We start from the raw sequence: 20,589 nt of genomic DNA on the forward strand, positions 1-20,589 counted from the left end.
GTGTCGGTCAGCGCGGCTCGTGGCCGGTGGACCGATCTCCTTCCTCGGGTACAGCGGATGCGACGGGCGAAGCGGATGCGGGGGACTGCTTGTCGTGCAACAGGCTCAGGTTAGCCGGAAGCACCTGACGATCGGATGAACGACGGGTCCAGTCCTCCACCGTCCACTTTGTTCGTTGCGCATGCCGATACAGTTCGGTGTCCGGGTTGACCACGGTGGCGTTTCCCAGCAACTGCAGCCACGCGACATCCGCGAGGCTGTCCCCGTAGCCGTACGACTGGGTGAGGTTCGCGCCGTGCGCGGCCGCGTATTCGCGCAGCCACGCGGCGCGCGCCTCGTCCACCAGCGGGGGAGTCGCGAGGTAGCCGGTCATCACGCCCTTCGAGGCGTGCATCTCGCCGGCCACGATCTCGTCGAAGTACGGTGCGAAGGGCTCGGCGGCCGAGCTCGTGGCGCCCGTCACCAGCACGGTGCGGTGACCCGCCGCGCGGTGCTGGGCCACGCGGTCCAGCGCATCCGGAATCGCCCGGCTGAGCATCGCGGCGCCGAACTGGCCCTTCACGAGCTGCTGCAGGTCTTCGACCCGGATGCCCTTGTAGCGGCGCACCAGGGTGCGGATGAACTCGCCGCGATCGCGGTGGTCGGCCCGCAGGTACTTCGGCACCGAGAACATCAGCGAGGCGAACTCCTGCGGCCACTGCGCCTTCGGGATGAGCGCGAGGCGCACCCAGAGGTACTGCTCCACGAGGTTCGACTCCACCACGGTGCCCTCGAAGTCGAACACGGCCAGCACGTCGCTGCGCACGGGGAGCGCGCGTTTGGCCCGCGCGCGGCCGGCGGGCCGGTTCGCGTAGGCCTTGGTGAGCCCGGTGATGGAGGGGAAGTGGATGTTCTGGAAGTAGTCGTGCCAGTCGATCTCCACCACGTCGAAACCGCGGTCGGCCTTCAGCTCATCGGGCAGCGAGGCGTGCAGGGCGCGGGTGTTCTTGTCGTCGAAGATCAGCTCGGTCTGCACGTAGGCGCGGTAGAGCTCGGCGAAGTAGCGCAGTTGGTCGAGGCCGCGCTGGCGCTGGTGCAGGGTCTGCGTCCAGGTGCGCGTGCGGGTGGTGGAGGGCAGTCGCGCCACCAGCCCGTCGGTGCCCGCGGTGAGGCGCTCCTGCAGCCGGAGTGTGCGCTCCACCGAGCGGCCGCCGGGGAAGCGCCACGAGGGCACCTGGATGGGGCCGTCGACGTGCGGCATCGGGTTCGTGGTGAAGAACTCTTTGACGTTCTCGTACATCGTGTGGAACGGCAGCGGGTTGCGCGCGCCGGAGACCACCTGGTAGTAGTTCGGCTCGTCGACCTTCGCCGGGGTGACGGCGGCGGCGAGGATGGCGTTCACCACGAAGTCGACCGGGATGACGTCGAGGATCGAGTCGGGCACGCCCGGGAACTCGGGCAGCTGACCGCGGCCGTAGGCCATGATCAGCGGGTCGGCCACCTTGAAGCCGTCGAGCCAGCCGGGGAACGGATGGCGCAGGGCGCTCTCGATGATCGAGGGGCGCACGATCGACAGGCGGTGCCCGGCGGTGCCCCAGAGCTCTTCGGCGGCGCGCTCGGCGAACGCTTTGGTGAGCGTGTAGACGTCGGTCCAGCCGAGCGACTCGGCGCGGATGCGGCCGTAGTCGATGAGGCGCTTGGTGACCCATTCGATGCGGGCGGCCTCGGCATCCTGCGCCACGGCCTGCGGGCCGACCTTGCCGAGCTTGGCGCGGGACTTCGCGAGCAGCGAGCGCAGCACCTCGGGCTGGCGCGAGGCCATCTCTACGCGGCGTCGGGCGGAGCGGGCGGCGTAGTTCTCGGCACGCCAGTCGATCTCGTGCGTGAGCGACGCCTCCTGAGAGACGCCCTTGCGCATGCCGCCGACGTACGCGGTGGAGACGTGCACCACGTGCGGGTCGCTGCCGGAGGCGAGCAGCGCGCCGTAGATGCCGGTGGCGCCGTCGACGTTGGTCTGGAACGCTTCGTCGATCGGCGGGTCGAAGCTCACGGTGGAGGCGCCGTGGATGACCACGTCGATGTCGCCGGGAAGTTCGCCCGGGTTCGCCAGGTCGCCCTGCACCACGCGGAGGCGCTCGCGGATGACCCGCTCGACCTCCTCGTCGCCCACGCTCTCGCGCCAGCTGCGGAACACGGGCTTCTTCAGCAGCGTGGTGAGGCGCGATTCGCCGCTGGCGCTGGACTTGGGGCGGATCAGCAGCGAGACCGTGGTGTCGGGATGCGACGACAGCAGCCGTTCGAGCACGGCCTGGCCCACGAAGCCGGTGGCGCCCGTGAGCAGCACGTGCGAGGAGCCCAGGGAGTGGCCGGGCATCGCAGTGGGCGTCTCGGGGTCGGTCGGGGTGGGCTCGGTCATCCGGTCGGGCCGCCTTTCAGGCTGTCGGTCGTCGTGGTCGTCGTGGTCGTAGGGGTCTTGGCGGTCGTGTTCGAGGGGGAGGTGCTCGTGCTGTGGGGCAAGGCGTTCTTCGCCGTGGCGGCCGCCCGCCCGAGCCACCGGCCGGTCGTGGCCGTGGGGGTCGATCCACCGCGCAGGGCCTTCGCCCGTGCGGTGCGCACGAGCCGGAGCTTCTCCAGCCCGGGCAGACCCTGTACCTTCTCGTCGATCCGCACGGCGAGCGCATCGTCGATGAGTGTTTCGTAGAAGAAGGCCGTTTCGGATTTCGGCAGGCTCGCCGCGCCGATCGGCCACGCGGCCCGCGGCAGGCTCCGGCGGCTGAGCGAGCGGGCGCGCGGAGAGCTCTCGAGGCGGTTCACCGCGTCGACCTCGACGAACAGCCGGTGCCGCTTCTTCACCTCCTGCACGTGGTCGAGCACGGCGAGCAGCACCGGATGCGGGTCGATCTCGGCGAGCTTCGTGTAGGCCGACTCGGTGATCCACTCGTCGATGGTGACGGATGCCATGTGCAGGCCGATCACGTCGGGGCCGATCGAGTTGGCGCGGAACGACTCCACGATCGGGGTGGCGCGCTCGGCCAGCTCCAGCGCGAGGCCGCGGAAGCGCGACAGCGGCAGAGGCTCGGTCACGTCGAGGCCGTGCGCGCGGGCGATCGCCTCGAAGGAGTCGGCGATCCAGAACTTCTCGAAGGCCCAGGTGGTGAGGAAGGCGGTGACCCGCGCGTCTTTGTGGGTGGGCGTCACCAGCACGTTGCGCAGGTAGGTCATGGTGCTGCGCTCGAGCTCGCGCATCGTGGCGAGCACGCGCACGGTGGCCGGCTCCAGCGGCCGGGCGGCGAAGGCCTCGAGGTCGATCTCCGAGCGGTAGCTGCCCACGGCGGTGCGCGCGAACTCGCGCACGTCGAATCGGTCGGGAACCGAATCTCCGACGGATGTGGTGTGCTCTCCGGTCAACGGAATCCCTCCGCGTGGGCGGCGTACATGAGGTGGTGATGGGGCGCGCAGGTCGATCGCTACGCACTCCGTAGCGTATCGTAAGCATCATGGCGACGGCTCTCGTGACCGGTGGCACATCCGGTATCGGTGCCGCATTCGCTCGTGCACTCTCGTTGCGGGGCTACGACCTCGTGCTGGTGGCGCGCGACGAATCCCGGCTCCGCAGCATGGCCGACGAACTCGAGCGCGAGGGGGCGACCCGCGTGGAGATCATCTCGGCCGATCTCTCGGTGCGCGCCGACGTCGACCGGGTCGCGGCGCGGCTCGAGTCGGCCGACGACCCGATCGACTTCCTGGTGAACAACGCCGGCTTCGGCATCCACGGCTCCCTGCTCGAGCGTGACGTGTCCATCCATGAGCGCGCTCTCGCGGTCATGTGCCTGGCCGTGCTCGTTCTGGGCGGCGCCGCGGGGCGGGCCATGAAGGCGCGGCACAAGGGCACCATCCTCAACGTCTCGAGCGTGGCGGGTGCCATCGCCACCGGCAACTATTCGGCGGTCAAGGCCTGGACCACGTCGTACACCGAGGGGCTCGCGGTCGAGCTGCGCGATTCGAACGTGACGGTCGCGGCCGTGCTGCCGGGCTGGGTGCGCACGGAGTTCCACGAGCGGGCGGGCATCCGCACCAAGTCGATCCCCGAGTTCCTCTGGCTCGACGCCGACGCCCTGGTGGAGGAGTGCCTGCGGGACGTCGCCCGCGGCGCGGTGCTGTCGGTGCCGTCCAAGCGCTTCAAGGTGCTGTTCTTCTTCACGCGACACCTGCCCAGGCGGGTGATCCGCTGGATCTCGGGGCGCATCTCCTCCAGTCGCAACAAACCGGCCGCACCGGCTGCTCCGAACAACGACGCAGCGGCACCCGCCGCGGGATCGAAGGCGAAGCGATGACCGACAAGCATCCGCACCTGATCAGGGCCCCGAAAGACCGCTTCACCTCCGGCGTGATGGCGGGCATGCGCTTCGTGGCGCAGCGGATGGTGCTGAAGCCCGTCGTCTGGTCGATCACGCGGGTGAGCGTTCGCGGCCACGACGCGGTCAAGGGCGTGCACGGCGCGTTCATCGCCGTGGCGAACCACTCCAGCCACCTGGACGCCCCGCTGATCATGTGCGCGCTGCCGCGCCGGCTCGGCCGGTACCTGGCCGCCGGGGCCGCCGCCGACTACTTCTTCGACATCTGGTGGCGGCGCATCCTCACCTCCCTGTTCTTCAACGCCTTCCCGATCGACCGCACCGGCACCGCCGAGAAGCGCGGCGTGTCGAAGAAGCTGCTCGCCCGGGGTGTGCCGCTGCTGGTGTTCCCCGAGGGAACCCGCTCGAAGACCGGCGAGATGGCCGACTTCAAGGCCGGGGCCGCCGCCCTGTCGATGGCCTGCGACGTGCCCTGCGTGCCGGTTGCGATCGTGGGGGCATCGCTCGCCATGCCGCGCGGCCGCAACTGGCCGCTTCCCGGCCGCCCGCCGGTCGCCGTCGTCTTCGGCGCCCCCATGCTCGGCCTGCCCGGCGAGACCGCTGATGAGTTCTCGGCCCGCATCGCCAAGGAGGTGCGCCGCCTGCACTCCACCGGATCGGGCACCGCGGCGATCCCTGCGCTGCCCACGCACGCACGCACCAGTGACTTCACCACCTACACCCGCACCGACAGCTCGAACTCCGCGAAGGGAGCCGCATGACCGACGTCAAGCACATGAAGTGGTGGGGCTGGGGCGTCGAGGGCGTCGGCTTCCACTTCGAGGACAAGCCCGAGTTCGTTCCCTTCGTGCAGAAGGCCGTGGCACTGGACGTCCGCACCCCTCCCGTGCCGCCGCTGTCGTTCGACGAGCTGACGATCGCACCGTCGCGCATCTCGCCGTCGTTCGAGGCCGAACTCGTCTCCATCGTCGGCGAGGAGAACGCGCACACCTCCGACGAGCTGCGCGTCATCCACACCTACGGCAAGTCCATCCGCGACCTGCTGCGCATCCGCCGCAACGAGATCGCCCGGGTTCCCGACATCGTGGTCTACCCGGCCGACGAGTGGGACGTGCAGCAGATCGTCGACGCCGCCGTCGCCGAGGGCGCCGTCATCATCCCCTTCGGCGGGGGCAGCAACATCGCCGGCTCGCTCGAGCCGCTGCCCGACGAGCAGCGCACCATCGTGTCGCTCGATCTCGGCCGCCTCGACCGCGTGCTCGACATCGACGAAGGATCGGGCCTCGCCCGCATCCAGGCCGGTGCGCAGGGCCCCTCGATCGAGGAGCAGCTGGGCGCCAAGGGCTGGACGATGGGGCACTTCCCCGACTCCTTCACGCACTCCACGGTCGGTGGCTGGGTCGCCACCCGCTCCTCGGGCATGCAGTCCGACAAGTACGGCGACATCGCCGACATCTGCCGGGGACTGCGGATGGTGCGGCCGGGCGAGATCGTCGAACTCCGTCCCCTGCCCTCTACCTCCACCGGGCCATCCGTTCGCGAGATGATCATCGGCTCGGAGGGGCGTCTCGGCGTCATCACCGAGGTCACCGTACAGGTGCACCGCACGCCAGCCGTGCGGGAGGTGCAGGCGTACTTCTTCCCGAACTGGGAGGCGGGCCTCGCTGCGATGCACGAGATCTCGGAGTCCGACGCCTCGCCGTCGATCACCCGGGTGTCGGATGCGCGCGAGAGCGGCTTCTCGCTGGCCACGCGCAAGGCGTCCAAGGGCGTCTCCGGGGCCGCGCAGAGCGTGCTGATGTCGGTGCTGAAGCGTCGCGGCTGGGTACTGGAGGACATGTGCCTCTCGTTCATCGGCTTCGAGGGCTCGGCCTCGCACGTCGCCTACGAGAAGAAGCTCGTGGGTGCGATCGTGAAGAAGCACGGCGGTCTCGGCGTAGGTAAGGGTCCGGGCGCCCTCTACGACCAGAAGAAGTTCGACACGCCCTACCTGCGCGACTTCCTGCTCGATCGGGGAGCGGCGGCCGACGTGTCGGAGACGGCCGCGCCGTGGTCGCGCCTGCAGGAGGTCTACGACGCCACGCGTGCCGCAGCGGACCGCGCCTACGAGGCGCTGGGCGTGCACGGCTGGATCATGTGCCACCTCTCGCACTCGTACCACTCGGGTGCCTGCCTGTACTTCACGTTCGCGTTCGTGCACGGCGACGACCCGATCGCGCAGTACGAGGTGGTGAAGTTCAGCATCCAGCAGGCGTTCCAGGATGCCGGCGGCACGCTCTCGCACCACCACGGCGTCGGCGTCGAGCACTCCCCGTGGATGGAGCAGGACATCTCGCCGGCCGGCGTCGCCCTCATGCAGGGCCTCTTCGACTCGGCCGACCCGAAGCACCTCTTCAACCCCGGCAAGGTCCTGGGCCCCCAGGTCACCGCGGCCGACGTAGCGTCCCTCGTGGAGAAGGCCCCCCGCGCCGCCAAAGTCCCCGCGACCTAAACCCTCTCGACAAGTCGCAAATGGCCCCTAAAACCCAGGTTTAGGGGCCATTTGCGACCTCTCGGTTAGAGGCTCAGGGGTGCTCGGGTGGGGTGAGGGCCGGCCAGAGCAGGGTGAGTAGGCGATCGGCCCACTCCTCGTCGGGCTCGCCGCCTCGGATGACGTGACCGACGGCCGAGCCCAGGAGCACACTCACGACGAGCTTCACGTCCAGGCCCGCACGGAGGTCGCCGCGGGCGACCGCCTCGTCGAGGAAGGCGACCAGCTGGTGGCTGCGCATCCGGATCATGTCGCGCAACTGTTCGGCGAACGGACCGCCGTCGTCGATCAGGATGGCGGCGACCGTGCCGCGGCCGACGATGTCCTGCACGCGGATGCGCGCGGCGCCGAGCAGCCAGTGCAGGGTGTCGTAGGTCGACATGCCGCTGGGCAGCGTGACCTCGGTGGTGGCCACGTCGATGGCCGCGCCCAGAAGCGCTTCGCGGTCTTCGTAGCGGCGATAGATGGTGGTCTTGGCGACTCCGGATGCCGTGGCCACGGCCTCCACGTTCACCGCGTTCGGCCCCTTGTCGCGCAGGATCTGCAGCGTGGCCGCGACGATGCGCGCGTCGGCGCCGACCTGGGAGTGGTCGCCGTCGCTCATGCCTTGATTGTATTTGCTGCGCGGCTCTGCTGGCTGCCGGGAGGGTCGTGCTGCGCGCGGCCCTCCCGGTCCGCGCCGCCGCCTCTGCGGCGCGGGGCGACATGTTCGCGTGCGGTCGCTGTCGCGGCCGCGCGCTCACCCTGGGTCGTCCGGGCGCGGCCCGAGACATTCCTCTCGTTCCCGAGTGCCTCTGCGAAAGCTGGCCCCACTCAGGTCTCGGCCTCGCGGAGGGTGCGGCGGCGGCTCAGAGGCCGCGGTCGACCATGTCGAGCAGGCGCTCGGTGGCGAAGGCGATCATCCGGTCGTCGAGGCCGCGGAGGGGGCCGTCGATCACGAGCATGCCGAGGCCGTGCACGGTCGCCCAGGCCAGGAACTCGGCATTCGGGCGGCGGTCCGGCGGCAGCACCCCGGCCTCGAGCAAGGCGTCGAGGGCGATTCCGACGAGCTGAAAAGGAGTCCGGCCCCGGCGGCCGGCCTTGCTCGGATCGGCGGCGCGCTGCAGGTTGTCGGGCACCGAGAACGCCGTGCGGAACAGGCCCGGCTCCTCCCGCGCGAAACCGATGTAGCCCAGACCGACCGCGCGCAGCATCATCCGGGCGTCGGCGACGTCATCCCCGGTCGACGGATGCGCGTCGAACTCGGCCTCGATCCGATCGGCCGCGAACCCCAGGCAGGTGTCCGACACGGCATGCAGCAATGCGTCGCGATCGGCGAAGTGCCGATACGCGGCGTTGGGGGAGACGCCTGCCCGCCGGGTCGTCTCGCGCAGCACCACGGCGGCTGGGCCACCCTCGCGCGCCAGCTCCACCCCGGCCTCCACGAGCGCCTCACGCAGCCCGCCGTGCCGGTAGGTGTCGCGTCCCCGCGCCGTCGCCGTCGCCCCGTCGTCCATAGGTTTCCTGCCTGGCCTGGCTCAGCCCTGTCGTTCCCTTGTGGACAGCGTACACATCACGCATCTCGATGCGTCGGAATGGACTTCGGAGAACCCGCGTTTCCGGTGCCGCTACTCGGCGCCGGCGATCGCGTTGAGCACGAGCACCGCCGAGTCGTTGGCGCCGATGGCGTACTCGCTGGTCTCGTCTTCGGCGCAGAGCTGGCCGGTGGCGATGTCCTCGATCTCGCCGACCAGGGCGCGGGAGGCCTGCAGCTCGATCTCGAGGGCACCTATGGCGGCACCACCGGCGGCTGCGCCGCCGCGCGAGGCCTGCAGCTCGAGCAAGGCGTCGCTGAGCTTCTCGCGGTCCTCGAGCGAGATGGCGGCGTCGGACAGGGCCCGGTCGCGCTCGTCGGCCAGCACGCCGATCTCGCTGCGGGCGGCGACCAGTTCCTCCTCGAGCTCGGTGACCCGGGCACGCGCCTCGGCGAGCTCGGCGATGATCGCGGCGTCGTCCGATCCGGTGCCTTCGGAGACGGTTCCGGATGCTGCGACGGAGGCCGCAGAGGCGGCAGAAGCCGCCGCCACCGCCGCGGCCTCCGCCGCGGTGGCCGCTTCGACGCGCTGCTGCGCCTCGGCCAGCGATTCCTCCAGCGTGGCCTCGCGCTCCTGCGCGCCGGCCAGCGAGCCCTCCAGCTCGGCCACCCGCTGCTGCGCCGCGTTCAGCGCCTCGGCACTTGCGGCGGCGGCCGCCTCGGATCCCTCACCCTCCGAGCTCAGCCCGGCCAGCGTAGCCGCGTGCTCGGAGCGGATCGCCTCTTCCGCCGCGGCGTGCTCGGCGCGCAGGCGCTCGATCTCGGCGGCGTGCTCGCTCAGCAGGCGCTCCGTCTCGCCGGACACCTCCTGCGCCGCCAGAGCCTGCTCGGACTGCAGACCCTGGTTCTCGACGGCCAGGGCATCCAGCGCCGCGGCGTGCTCGACCTGAAGGCGCTCGGTCTCATTGGCCAGCAGCTCGTCTTTGGCGGCGATCTCGGCGCGCAGCTGCTCGTGCTCGGCCGCGAGGCGCTCCTCGACGCTCTCGCGCTCGCTGTGCAGTTGCTCGACCTGGGCGGCCGCGGCCGCGCGCAGCTCCTCCTCCGCCGCCGCGTGGGCAGCATGCAGCTGCTCGACTTCGGCGGCGTGCGCAGCCACCAGTCCCTCGAGTTCGGCGGCGTGCGCCGCGCGCAGCTGCTCGTCGTGCAGGCGCAGCTGCTCCGACTCCGAGGCGTGGCCCGCGCGCAGCTGGTCGGCTTCGGCGGCGTGCGCTCGGCGCAGCTCCTCCACCTGGGAGCCGTGGGCGCCCGTGAGCTGCTCCACCTGCACCGCGTGCGCTGCGGTCAGCTGGTCGACCTGCGCCGAGTGCGCGGCCTGGATCTCGCCCAGCTGCGCAGCATGTGCCGCGTGCAGCCCGGCGATCTGGTTCTCGTAGCCGGCCGACGAGGCGCGGTGCTCCTCGGTGAGCCGGGTCGACGTGGCGGCCAGCTCGGCCTGCAGCCGCCCGGTCTCATCGGCCAGCTGCGCCTGCAGTGCGCCGGTCTCGGCGGCCAGCTGGGCGGTGAGTGCGGCCGTCTCGGCCGCCAGGCGCTCGTGCAGGGCGGCCAGTTCGGCCTCGCGCCCGGCCAGCGCCGCGGCCGTGGCATCCAGTCGCGCCTGCGTGTCTTCGTAGCGGGCCGTCATGTCGGACAGACGTGCCTGGGTCTCGGCGAGGCGGCGCTCGGCATCGGTGCGGGCATCGTCGCGCAGGCGACGGTCGTCGATGACGAGACCGAGGTTCGCCCGGATGATCTCGAGCGGATCGTTCTCGCCCTCCACGTCTTCGGCCGGCACGATCACAGGCGGCTCGTAGGCGGGGCGCGCCGTGGGGTCGACGAAGTGGTGACGGTACAGGTCGTCGACGATCGCTTCGTAGCGCTCCCGGAACTCTGGGGTGCCGATCTTCACCGAGGCGCCGATGAAGCGCAGGGCGGTGCGGTCGCGCCCGGTGAGCTCGTAGCCCTCGGGTTCGGGGGCGGCCGCGCCGAAGGCGGGTGCTCCGGATGCCGGTGCTCCGAAGGCCGGGCCTCCGGTCGCGGGCTCGCCGGATGCGGTGCCCGCGGTCTCGTTCTGGGGGGCTTCGGTCGGGGTGGCGTCAGACATGATGCTCCTACTGGCCTCGCTGGAGGGGGTGCGGCCGCTCGCCAGCGGCTCGGCGGTGTGATCGGGGTGGCGGTCGTCGTCGTCGTGACCGTGAGTCAAGGTTAGTAGTCGTCCCTGACACCGCGCAGCCGTTCGATCTCACGACGGTCGCGTTTGGTCGGACGACCGGCGCCGCGATCGCGTACCGGCACCGAGGCGACGGCTTCGCGGGGCGGCGGAGGAGGCGTCAGATCCACGAAGTTCTGGGCGGCGACGGTGGCGGAGCCGCGCTTGACTGCCAATCCGCTGACTTTCAGGATGCGGTCGAAGCCGCTGATCCTGGCGCGCACCTCGTCGCCCGGGCGCACGGTCTGGGCGGCCTTCGCACGTTCGCCGTTCACCCGTACGTGGCCGGCCCGGCAGGCGGCCGTGGAGAGCGAGCGCGTCTTGTACACCCGCACCGCCCACAACCAGCTGTCGATGCGCACACCCGCGCCTGCGCCCGCACCTGCCACTCCCTCACTCGCCATCTGCCCAGCCTTGCACAGCGGCCTGGGGGCCGGGGGAGGATGTCGCACGCCGCGCCTAGGCTGGGGTGGTGCCGATCCTGACCCCCTCCCGCCCGGCGATGCCGGCTCCGTTCGATCCGGATGCCGCCTACGACGCCTTCGCGAGCTGGGCCGCCGAGCGCGGCACCCCCCTTTACCCTGCGCAGGACGAGTCGATCATGGCGATCGTCGCGGGGGAGAACGTCATCCTGAGCACACCGACGGGCACCGGCAAGTCGCTCGTCGCGGTCGGGGCGCACGCGGTGGCGCTGGCCCAGGGCATCCGGAGCTACTACACGGCTCCCATCAAGGCGCTGGTGTCGGAGAAGTTCTTCGCGCTGGTCGAGATCTTCGGCGCCGAGAACGTGGGCATGGTCACGGGCGACTCCTCGGTGAATCCGGATGCGCCCATCATCTGCGCGACGGCCGAGATCTTGGCGAATCTCGCTCTCCGGCACGGGCCCGACACCCCGGTGGGCCAGGTCGTGATGGACGAGTTCCACTTCTACGCCGAGCCGGATCGCGGCTGGGCCTGGCAGGTGCCCATCCTCGCCCTGCCGGCCGCGCAGTTCGTGCTGATGTCGGCCACGCTCGGCGACGTCGACTGGCTGGCCCTCGACCTCTCCCGCCGCACCGGCCGTGAGACGACGGTCATCACGGGCGTCGAGCGCCCCGTGCCGCTCAGCTACAGCTACGCCACGACCCCCATCCAGGAGACGGTCGAAGAGCTGCTCGCCACCCAGCGCGCGCCGATCTACATCGTGCACTTCTCCCAGTTGGCGGCCGTCGAGCGGGCTCAGGCCCTGTCGAGCATCAAGGTCGCCTCCCGCGAGGTGCGCGACGAGATCGCCGAGCTGATCGGGCCGTTCCGGTTCACCACGGCCTTCGGCAAGACGCTGTCGCGCCTCATCCGCATGGGCATCGGCGTGCACCACGCCGGCATGCTGCCGAAGTACCGCCGTCTCGTCGAACGGCTCGCCCAGCGCGGGCTGCTGAAGGTCATCTGCGGCACCGACACCCTGGGCGTCGGCATCAACGTGCCCATCCGCACGGTGCTGCTCTCGGCGCTCACCAAGTACGACGGCATCCGGATGCGCCAGCTCACCGCGCGCGAGTTCCACCAGATCGCGGGTCGCGCCGGCCGGGCGGGCTACGACACCGCCGGAACCGTGGTGGTGCAGGCCCCCGAGCACGAGACCGAGAACCTCAAGGCCCTCGCCAAGATGGGCGACGACGTCAAGAAGAAGCGCAAGTTCATCCGCAAGAAGGCGCCCGAGGGCTTCGTCTCGTGGGGCGAGCCCAGCTTCGAGAAGCTGATCGCGGCCACACCCGAGACGCTCACCTCGCACCTCACGGTGACGCACGCGATGGTGCTCAACACGATCGCACGCGGCGGAGACGTGTTCACGAACCTGCGCACCCTGCTGGAGGACAACCATGAGCCGCGCGCCAAGCAGCGTGACCTCATCCGGCAAGCACTGGCCATCTACCGCACGCTGCGCACCGCCGAGGTGGTGGAGCAGGTGACGGATGTCGCGACCGGGCAGGTGCACATCCGGCTCACGGTCGACCTGCAGCCCAACTTCGCGCTGAACCAGCCGCTCTCGCCGTTCGCGCTCGCCGTCTACGAACTGCTCGACGAGGAGTCGCCGACGTTCGCGCTGGACGTCGTGTCGGTCACCGAGGCCATCCTCGACGACCCGCGTCCCGTGCTCTCCGCCCAGCAGTTCGTGGCCCGTGGCGAGGCCGTGCAGGCGATGAAGGCGGAGGGTATCGAGTACGAGCAGCGGATGGAGCTGCTCGACGAGGTCACCTACCCCAAGCCGCTGCTGGGGCTGCTCACCGAGGCCTTCGACACCTACCGCGCCACCCAGCCGTGGATCGGCGACTTCGACATCTCGCCGAAGTCGGTCATCCGCGACATGTACGAGCGGGCGATGTCGTTCGGCGAGTACATCGCGTTCTACAAGCTCGCGCGCTCGGAGGGCCTGGTGCCGCGCTACCTCTCCGATGCGTACCGCACTCTTCGCTCCACGGTGCCCGACGAGCTGAAGAACGACGACCTGCTCGACCTGATCGAATGGCTCGGCGAGCTCGTGCGGCAGACCGACTCGAGCGTGCTCGACGAGTGGGAGGCGATGGTCGACCCGGAGGCCGTGGCGGCGAGGGCGCTTCTGGAGGATTCGGATGCCGCGCCCATCGTGCCACCCGCCCCGAAGCTGCTCACCTCGAACCCGCGCGCCTTCACGGTGCTGGTGCGCAACGAACTGTTCCGCCGGGTGCAGCTCGCCGCCCGCGAGGCCTGGGACGAACTCGGCGAGCTGGATGCCGCCTCCGGTTTCGACGCCGACCGGTGGGTCCGCGCGATGGACGACTACTACGACGAGCACGACTCGGTCGGCATCGGCCCGCACGCCCGCAGCGCCGCGCTGCTCATCCTGGAGCAGGAGCCGACCGTGTGGAAGGCGCGGCAGATCTTCGACGACCCCGCCGGCGACCACGACTGGGGCATCACCGCCGAGATCGACCTCGCCGCCTCGAACGAGGCGGGAGTCGCGGTGGTTCGCGTTGTAGCGGTGGATCGGCTGTAACAGTCACCACGGCCACGGCGCTACCTCTTGCCACCTTCACTTCCACCGCGAAGCACGGTGACAGGCCCTACTCGACGACCCAAGGTGAGCGTGTGGCCGAGGGATGCGACCGAAGGCCGCGTCCCTCGACCGCGCGCTCACATGTCGCGCTGCGCCGGGCAGGGACCGGCGCAGCCCGGTCACGCCGAGCGAAGCCCGGCGCGACCGGCAGCTAGCTCAGCCGGGGCAGTTGCCAGTCGAACACGATGGCGAGGATACGCAGGGCGGCGCAGGTAGCGAACCCCAGCGTCATGCAGACCCATGGGGGCAGACGCAAGCGTGCGGCGACGTAGACCACCAGCGAGGCGGCGGCCGCTGCGGAGGCGTAGACGCTCGAGGTGAGGACTGTGGGGACGTGGCCCAGCAGGAGGTCTCGGGTGATGCCTCCGCCGACCGCCGTGAGGGTGCCGAGGATGACGACGACCCAGCCGTTCGCGTTGTGGTCCAGGGCCTTCTCGGCTCCTGTGATGGCGAAGAGGGCGAGGCCCAGGGCGTCCAGGACGGCGAAGAGGTCGTCGGGAGCCGTCGCCTGCGTCGCCACCAGGGCGATCGCGGCGACCGAGCCGAGCAGCGCCACCAGGATGCGGGAGGGCGAGCGGAACGCGAACGGCGGGGTGTCGCCGAGCAGCAGGTCGCGCAGGATGCCGCCCACCAGCGACGAGACGCAGCCCACCACCAGCACGCCGAAGACGTCGAGCCCGGCCTCCGCGGCCAGACGTGCGCCTTCGAACGCGAACAGAAGGGTGGCCACGAGGTCGGCGACGGTGAACAGCACGGTCGTGCGTGCACCGTGGCGCGACCAGCGCGAGGGCGGGGATACCTCGTTCGGCGGGATCGCCGCGCTGGAGGGCGTCGTGCCGCTCGCCGGATCGATCGCGCTCATCCGGTCACCCGTTCGAGGCAGATCAGGCCCTCCCGGTCGTCCCAGGAGTCCGTTCGCACGAACCCGGCGCGTTCGTAGAGGCGGATGGCGCCCTCGCGCCACTCCCACACCGAGAGTCGCACGCCGCCGTCGCCACGGCGGTGCGCCCGTTCGGCGGCCGCATCGAGCAGGGCGGTGGCGACGCCCAATCCCCGCGCGGCCGGATCGACCCAGAGTCGCTTCACCTCGGGGAGCGCACCGTCGGAGCCGGCCGCTGTCAGCACGACGCAGCCCACCGGTTCGCCATCGGCCGTGCGGGCCAGCAGCAGCGAGCAGTCGGCGAAGGCCGCGGCCGTGTTCTCGACCTCGGTGCGGTACCGCTCGGGCAGATCGGCCGCCGTCTCGACTGCACGGCCCTTCTCCTGCTCGGTCTGGCGGTGGTAGCCGAACAGCAGCGACGCTACGGCCGCGTCGACAGGAGTTCCGGGCGACCACAGCTCGAGCACGATCGTCGAGGTCATGACGCACCTCCGATCCCGGTACCGATGTCGGTGCCGTCTGCCGAATCTCTCGAGCGCGCCCAGCGGCTCAGCAGCATGCTGTCGGCGAGCAGCAGCCGCACGAGCTCGAAACCGGGTGGCGGCGATGTGGGCGCCGAGCGCGCCACCGCGGTCGCGTCCTGAGAGCCGGAGCCGGAGCCGGAGCCGGAGCCGGAGCCGGAGCTGGAGCTGGAGCTGGAGCTGGAGCCTGAGCCCGGGGCACTGCCATCCTGTTCTCCCGGCGCCGTCGCGATCCGGGGGCCGGCGCCGCCCTCCAGCACCGGGCTGATGCTCAGGCACAGCTCGTCGACGAGGTCGGCGGCGATCAGCCCCCCGAACAGTGCCGGGCCGCCTTCGCACAGCACCTGCAGCAGACCGCGGGAGTGCAGCTCCTGCAGCACGACCACCGGATCGGCGTGCGTCTCGCCCGCGTCGATCACGGTGGCGACCTCGCTGAGCCGGGCCCGAGCATCCGTCGGCGCCGATGCCGCCGTGAACACGAGCGGTGGAGTCGGCGCTTTCGCGAACAGGTCGCTGGAAGGGTCGAGGTCGAGCCGCCCGCTGACCAGCGCGAACGCCGGATGCGGGGCGAGACCGGCAGCGCGCCGCCACTCCACGAACGGCTCGCCGACCGTCAGGGCGCCGTAGCCCTCGGCGCGCGCCGTTCCCGCCCCGACGAGCACCACGTCCGAGACCGCCCGCAGCACGTCGAAGACCGCTTTGTCGGCCGGGGAGCCGAGCCCGCCCGACAGCCCCTGCACGGTGGCCGATCCGTCGAGGCTCTCGATGAAGTTCACCCGCGTGGAGGGCCGGTCGCGGTCGGCCGGCGCGTAGCGGGCGAGCAGGCCGCGGCGGTCGAGCGGGCCCGACGGCTCGGGGTGGATCTCGTGGAGGGAGGACATGGGCGGCTCCTGTCGAGGACGGCGGCGGAGGGGAGTGGGACGGCGGCGGAGGGGAGCGGGACGGCGGCGGAGGGAGCGGTTCGGAGGCCGAGGGGGAGCGGCCCGGTTCACTCCAGCGACTCTCAGGCGATCCTCGCCCATAGTGCACGAGCTCGGCCTGAAACTCGCTGGGGTGAACGCGAACACCGGGCAGAAACCGGCGCCCGCACCGGGCACAGGGTGAAAGCCGCAGGGTGAAAGAGGGCGCGACTACACGTTGTGCACCGCCTCGACCGGCTCGCGGAATCCGAGAACCGCCTCCAGCATCCGCATGGCGCTCACGCTGGCCGGCACGTCGTGCATCCGCACCACGCGGGCGCCGAGCATCGCGCACACGGTCGCGGCCACCAGCGACCCCTCGCGGCGCTCGGACTTCGGCGCACCGAGGCTCTCGCCGATGAAGTCCTTGTTCGACACGGCGGCCAGCGTCGGCAGGCCGATCGAGGTGATCTCGTCCATCCGCCGGGTCAGTTCGAGCGAGTGCAGCGTGTTCTTGTTGAGGTCGTGCCCCGGATCGATGAAGAGCCGGTCGTCGCCGATCCCGGCCGCCAGGGCCCGGTCGATGCGCTCTTCGAGGAACGCCCGCACCGAGGTCACGACGTCGTCGTACCAGGGGCTCGGATACGGCTTCCGCGGCTCGGCGAGACTGTGCGTCAGCACGAGCGAGCCGCGGGACGGGGAGTCGGCCACGGCCGCCGCCATCTCCGGATCGCTCAGTGCGGTGGTGTCGTTCACCACGTGGGCGCCGGCGGCCAGGCACGCGGCCGCCACGTCGGCTCGGAAGGTGTCGACCGAGATCACGACGTCGCTCGCGGCCGCGACGGCCTGCACCACCGGAAGCACCCGGTCGAGCTCTTCGGTCGCCGAGATCTCGGGCCCGGGCGCGAACTTGGCCCCGCCGATGTCGACCCAGTCGGCACCCTGTTCGGCGGCGAGCAGCGCGGCGTCGACCGCGCGGTCCAGCGCGAAGGTGGCGCCCCGGTCGTAGAACGAGTCGGGCGTGCGGTTCACGATCGCCATCACGGCGATGCGCCGGTCGAAGTCGATCGTGCGGTTTCCGAGGGTGCGCACCGGATGCCGGAGCTCGGGTGTGAAGATCATGTTTCCATCATGGTCTGCCGGTGCGGTGAGCCCCGCCACCTCGTGAGAAGGTGGAGGTATGACCGAGGTTCCCTTCCACCCCGTGGCGCCGCGCGACAGCGGGGATGCCTGGGTGGAAGGCCCCGACGGCCGCCGCTACTGGGGCCGCTACGGCGCCGCCGGGCTGCTCGTGCACGACTCGACGGCCGGCATCCTGCTGCAGCACCGTGCCGAATGGAGCCACTTCGGCGGCACCTGGGGCCTGCCCGGCGGGGCGCGGCACGAGGGCGAGTCGGCGGTCGACGGCGCCATCCGCGAGGCCGAGGAGGAGGCCGGGGTGCCCTCTGACGCCCTCGAGATCGCCTTCACCTCCACCTTCGACCTCGGCTTCTGGTCGTACGTGACGGTCGTCACCCGGGCTGCCCGCTCCTTCGACCCCGTGATCGGCGACGCCGAGAGCCTCGAGCTGCGCTGGGTGCCGGTCGAGGAGGTCGATGCGCTTCCGCTGCATCCGGGCTTCGGATCGGCGTGGCCGGCCCTGCGCGACAGGCTCGGGGAGAGCATCCGCGTGGTCGTCGACGCGGCGAACGTGGTGGGCTCCCGGCCGAACGGCTGGTGGAAGAACCGGCTGGGCGCCGCAGAAGCCCTGATCGAGCGGATCGGCCGGCTGAGCGCATCCGGGATCGACTCGGCCGAACTCGAGCTCGGCGACGGTCTCGCCGCGAGCCGCAGCTGGCCGCGGTTCGGCGTGGTGGTCGAGGGGCAGGCGAAGTCGGCGGGGTCGTCGAAGGCTCCGGATGCCGGCACGGAGGTCTTCGCGGAGACGGCGGGATCGACGGCCGAGGGTGCTCTCGGCGACCTCACGACGATCGAGAGCGACGCCTCCGGCAGCCTGGTCGACGTGGTGCGGGCCGAGGGCAGCGGTGACGACGAGATCGTCGCCGAGGTCTCCCGTGCGCCGCAGGGCACGACCGTCCTGGTGGTGACCGCCGACCGCGAGTTGAGCGAGCGGGTGCGCGCAGTCGGAGCGGCCGTGCGCGGCCCGGGCTGGCTGCTGCAGCTGCTCGACGCCGAGGGCTGAGGAAATGCCGTCGGGCGTGCGGCGCCTGCCCGCCGATGTCGGCGCCCTCGCGTAGTGTTCAGCGCACGATGACCGTTCTGATCCCATCCGCCGCGCCCGCGGATTCCGGTGGAGAGCCGCTCGAGATGCTCTACGAGCCGCGTCAGCCGGTCGATCTGCGGGCCACCCTCGGCCCGCTGCGGCGTGGGGTCGGCGACCCCTGCCTGCGCTCCGACGACGGGGGCATCTGGATGGCCGTCCGCATCGAGACGGCGGGCGGCGAGGCCGTGGCGTCACTGCATCTCACGGGCATCCGCGGTGCCGTGCGGGTGCGCGCCTGGGGGAGGGGAGCGGCCGCCGCCCTCGACACCGTTCCGTCCCTGCTCGGTTCCGGTGACGACTGGAGCGATCTCGACACCTCCCGTTCGGCGCTGCTCGCCGACTCCGCCCGGCGTAACCCCGGCCTCCGCCTCTGCCGCACCGGCCGGGTTCTCGATGCCCTGGCGCCGGCCGTGATCGAGCAGAAGATCACCTCGGTCGAGGCGTTCCGGGCCTGGCGCATCCTCGTCACCCGCTACGGCGACCGGCCGCCGGGTCCGGTGCCCTCAGCGCTCCGCGTGGCGCCGACCGCAGCGCAGTGGCGGCGCATCCCGTCGTGGGAGTGGCATCGCGCGGGCGTCGATCCGCGCCGCTCCCGCACGGTGCTGCAGGCGGCAGAGGTGGCGCGGGGGCTCGAACGCACGGCGACGCGCGATCCGGGCGAGGAACTCTGGTGCCTGCTGCGCACCGTGAACGGGGTGGGGGTGTGGACGGCGGCCGAGACCGCCCAGCGCTCGCACGGCGATCCGGATGCCGTCAGCTTCGGCGACTACCACCTCGCCTCCACGGTGGGGCTGGCCCTCACCGGCCAGAAGCTCGACGACGACGGGCTGGCCGAACTGCTCGAACCCTGGGCCGGGCAGCGGCAGCGGGTGGTGCGCCTCGTGCTGGCCAGCGGCTTCCGCGCCGAGCGGCACGGACCGAAGATGACGATCCAGGATCACCGCGGCCACTGAGGCCCGCGGCCGTCGCGTCGGCTCAGTACCAGTGCGGGCTGCGCGCCAGCCAGGCCGACCAGGCGCCGCAGGGCGTGTCGTAGCGGCCGGCGATGTAGTTCATGCCCCAGATGATCTGGGTGGCGGCGTTGGTCACGTAGTCGTCGCCCACCGAGGCCATCTTCGAGGCGGGAAGCGACTGGGGGATGCCGTAGGCGCCGCTGGAGTCGTTGTAGGCGTTGGCGCGCCATCCGGATTCGCCGTTCCAGAGCTGGATCAGGCACGAGAACTGGTCGCCGCCCCAGCCGTACGACCCCATGATGCTCGAAGCGTAGTTCTGGGCTTCGGCGGGCGACATGATCTCGCCGCTGCCGGGAACCCAGGCGCTGCCCGGGGCGTCCGTCTCGGCCTGCGCCGCCCGCTGGCGGGCCAGCTCTTCCGCCTTGGCGGCCTCGCCGGCGCGGTAGGCGGCCTCGACCTCGACGGAGGTGTTCTTGAGTGACGCGAGCTGGGCCACCAAGGTGTCCTTGTTGGCCTTCTCCTCGGCCACCTGGGCATCGGCCGCGGCCTGCGCGTCCTTCGCCGTCTCGAGCCGAGTGGAGGCCTCCGTGGCCAGGCGATCGCGTTCGGCTTGAGCCTTCGCCGCCTGGTCGGTGAGGTTCTGGGCGGTGTTCTGAGCGGCGACCGCCGCATCACGGATCTGCCCGGTCTGCTCGGTGAGCTTCGTCATCGTGCCGAGCTGGTAGAGCAGCGAGTCGGAGTCGCCCTGGTTCAGGATCAGGTTCAGGGTCGAGTCGCCACCGGAACGGTAGAGCTGCGCGGCCAGCTGCCCGACCTGTGTCTGCGACTGCTCGGCCTTGGCGGTGGCGTCGGCCGCCTGCACCGCGAGCAGCGCGGCGGCCGTGGTCGCGGCGTCGAGGTCGCGCTGGGCCTGGAGGTACTCTTCTCCGCGCTGCAGCGCCTCGTTTGCCTTGAGCGCGGATTCGGCTTCGAGACCGTCGAGTGTGGAGTTGATCCTGTCGACCTGCTTCGCGGCCTCGGCCTCGTTCTGCTTGGCGGCGTTCACCTCGTCCCAGCTGGGGTAGTCGTCGCGCACCAGCGTCGCCGGGGAAGCGGCCGGCACGGACGCGGTCGCGAGGCTCGCGGGGCTCGACACAGGTGCTGCCGAGGCGGGCAGCGCGGGTGTGGCCACGAGCGCGGCGATCGCGAGACCGGCGGCCCAGGCACGGGTGGGCGGCTTCCACATGGCCTCTAGGGTATGTGACGAAAGTGAAAGTTGTGGAGTGCGAATGCGCGCGTCCCGATTACCCCGCTTCTCGGCACGGTGCGGAAAATTCATCCGCACTTCGGAATAAATACCCAGATCTATGCATTTGTATTGATCATGCGCGCTCGTCGC

General features: G+C 71.0%; 17 protein-coding genes. 6 read left to right on the top strand and 11 right to left on the bottom strand.

All coding sequences use genetic code 11. The features are described 5' to 3' along the window. Positions 1-7: 7 nt before the first annotated feature. A complete protein-coding gene (locus Q0D75_RS12335) occupies positions 8-2,395 on the bottom strand; it encodes an SDR family oxidoreductase (protein ID WP_291053819.1) in 2,388 nt (795 codons plus the stop codon). Then, complete coding sequence (locus Q0D75_RS12340; RefSeq protein WP_291053821.1) at positions 2,392-3,387, bottom strand: hypothetical protein; 996 nt, start codon at positions 3,385-3,387, stop codon at positions 2,392-2,394. The genes Q0D75_RS12335 and Q0D75_RS12340 overlap by 4 nt, the downstream gene beginning before the upstream one ends. An 89-nt stretch (positions 3,388-3,476) precedes the next feature. Here Q0D75_RS12340 and Q0D75_RS12345 point away from each other — a divergent pair, with 89 nt between their 5' ends. The 3 genes from Q0D75_RS12345 to Q0D75_RS12355 are packed head-to-tail and all read left to right on the top strand — an operon-like array spanning position 3,477 to position 6,825. Further along, entirely contained in the window at positions 3,477-4,313 is an 837-nt protein-coding gene (locus tag Q0D75_RS12345; RefSeq protein WP_291053823.1) for an SDR family NAD(P)-dependent oxidoreductase, read from the top strand. Beyond that, positions 4,310-5,095 (top strand): lysophospholipid acyltransferase family protein, encoded by a 786-nt coding sequence (locus Q0D75_RS12350; protein WP_291053825.1) that lies wholly within the window; start codon positions 4,310-4,312, stop codon positions 5,093-5,095. Before Q0D75_RS12345 ends, Q0D75_RS12350 begins: the two co-directional genes overlap by 4 nt. Then, positions 5,092-6,825, top strand: coding sequence for an FAD-binding oxidoreductase (locus tag Q0D75_RS12355; protein WP_291053827.1), 1,734 nt, complete (start codon positions 5,092-5,094; stop codon positions 6,823-6,825). Before Q0D75_RS12350 ends, Q0D75_RS12355 begins: the two co-directional genes overlap by 4 nt. Before the next feature lie 73 nt (positions 6,826-6,898). On the opposite strand, the gene Q0D75_RS12360 is transcribed toward Q0D75_RS12355, so the two are convergent. From Q0D75_RS12360 to Q0D75_RS12375, 4 genes are all read right to left on the bottom strand, one after another. Further along, a complete protein-coding gene (locus Q0D75_RS12360; RefSeq protein ID WP_291053829.1) occupies positions 6,899-7,468 on the bottom strand; it encodes a TetR/AcrR family transcriptional regulator in 570 nt (189 codons plus the stop codon). A gap of 244 nt (positions 7,469-7,712) precedes the next feature. Then, positions 7,713-8,360 (bottom strand): TetR/AcrR family transcriptional regulator, encoded by a 648-nt coding sequence (locus Q0D75_RS12365; RefSeq protein WP_291053831.1) that lies wholly within the window; start codon positions 8,358-8,360, stop codon positions 7,713-7,715. A 111-nt stretch (positions 8,361-8,471) separates the two neighbouring features. Continuing rightward, positions 8,472-10,517 carry a hypothetical protein gene (locus tag Q0D75_RS12370; RefSeq protein ID WP_291053833.1) on the bottom strand — a complete coding sequence of 682 codons (2,046 nt, stop codon included), beginning with the start codon at positions 10,515-10,517 and terminating at the stop codon, positions 8,472-8,474. A gap of 101 nt (positions 10,518-10,618) precedes the next feature. Then, positions 10,619-11,026, bottom strand: a complete 408-nt coding sequence (locus Q0D75_RS12375; RefSeq protein ID WP_291053835.1) for an RNA-binding S4 domain-containing protein — start codon at positions 11,024-11,026, stop codon at positions 10,619-10,621. 98 nt (positions 11,027-11,124) lie between these two features. Here Q0D75_RS12375 and Q0D75_RS12380 point away from each other — a divergent pair, with 98 nt between their 5' ends. Then, a complete protein-coding gene (locus tag Q0D75_RS12380; protein WP_291053874.1) occupies positions 11,125-13,635 on the top strand; it encodes a DEAD/DEAH box helicase in 2,511 nt (836 codons plus the stop codon). A 211-nt stretch (positions 13,636-13,846) separates the two neighbouring features. Here Q0D75_RS12380 and Q0D75_RS12385 read toward each other — a convergent pair whose 3' ends face one another. The 4 genes from Q0D75_RS12385 to folP all read right to left on the bottom strand — a co-directional run bounded on the left by Q0D75_RS12385 (position 13,847) and on the right by folP (position 17,117). Continuing rightward, a complete protein-coding gene (locus tag Q0D75_RS12385) occupies positions 13,847-14,557 on the bottom strand; it encodes a trimeric intracellular cation channel family protein (RefSeq protein ID WP_291053837.1) in 711 nt (236 codons plus the stop codon). Then, complete coding sequence (locus Q0D75_RS12390) at positions 14,554-15,057, bottom strand: GNAT family N-acetyltransferase (protein WP_291053839.1); 504 nt, start codon at positions 15,055-15,057, stop codon at positions 14,554-14,556. The genes Q0D75_RS12385 and Q0D75_RS12390 overlap by 4 nt, the downstream gene beginning before the upstream one ends. Then, a complete protein-coding gene (locus Q0D75_RS12395; protein WP_291053841.1) occupies positions 15,054-15,977 on the bottom strand; it encodes a pyrimidine reductase family protein in 924 nt (307 codons plus the stop codon). Before Q0D75_RS12395 ends, Q0D75_RS12390 begins: the two co-directional genes overlap by 4 nt. Before the next feature lie 249 nt (positions 15,978-16,226). Continuing rightward, positions 16,227-17,117 (bottom strand): dihydropteroate synthase, encoded by an 891-nt coding sequence (folP, locus tag Q0D75_RS12400; protein WP_291053843.1) that lies wholly within the window; start codon positions 17,115-17,117, stop codon positions 16,227-16,229. 58 nt (positions 17,118-17,175) lie between these two features. On the opposite strand from folP, the gene Q0D75_RS12405 reads away from it, so the two are divergent. Next, on the top strand, positions 17,176-18,177 hold the full coding sequence (locus tag Q0D75_RS12405) for an NUDIX hydrolase (RefSeq protein ID WP_291053845.1): 1,002 nt from the start codon (positions 17,176-17,178) through the stop codon (positions 18,175-18,177). A 68-nt stretch (positions 18,178-18,245) separates the two neighbouring features. Continuing rightward, positions 18,246-19,211 carry a DNA-3-methyladenine glycosylase 2 family protein gene (locus Q0D75_RS12410; RefSeq protein ID WP_291053847.1) on the top strand — a complete coding sequence of 322 codons (966 nt, stop codon included), beginning with the start codon at positions 18,246-18,248 and terminating at the stop codon, positions 19,209-19,211. 22 nt (positions 19,212-19,233) lie between these two features. Here Q0D75_RS12410 and Q0D75_RS12415 read toward each other — a convergent pair whose 3' ends face one another. Next, positions 19,234-20,436, bottom strand: coding sequence for a hypothetical protein (locus Q0D75_RS12415; protein WP_291053849.1), 1,203 nt, complete (start codon positions 20,434-20,436; stop codon positions 19,234-19,236). Positions 20,437-20,589 lie beyond the last annotated feature (153 nt).

It is taken from the genome of Herbiconiux sp. (assembly GCF_023264855.1).
Lineage (GTDB): Bacteria > Actinomycetota > Actinomycetes > Actinomycetales > Microbacteriaceae > Herbiconiux.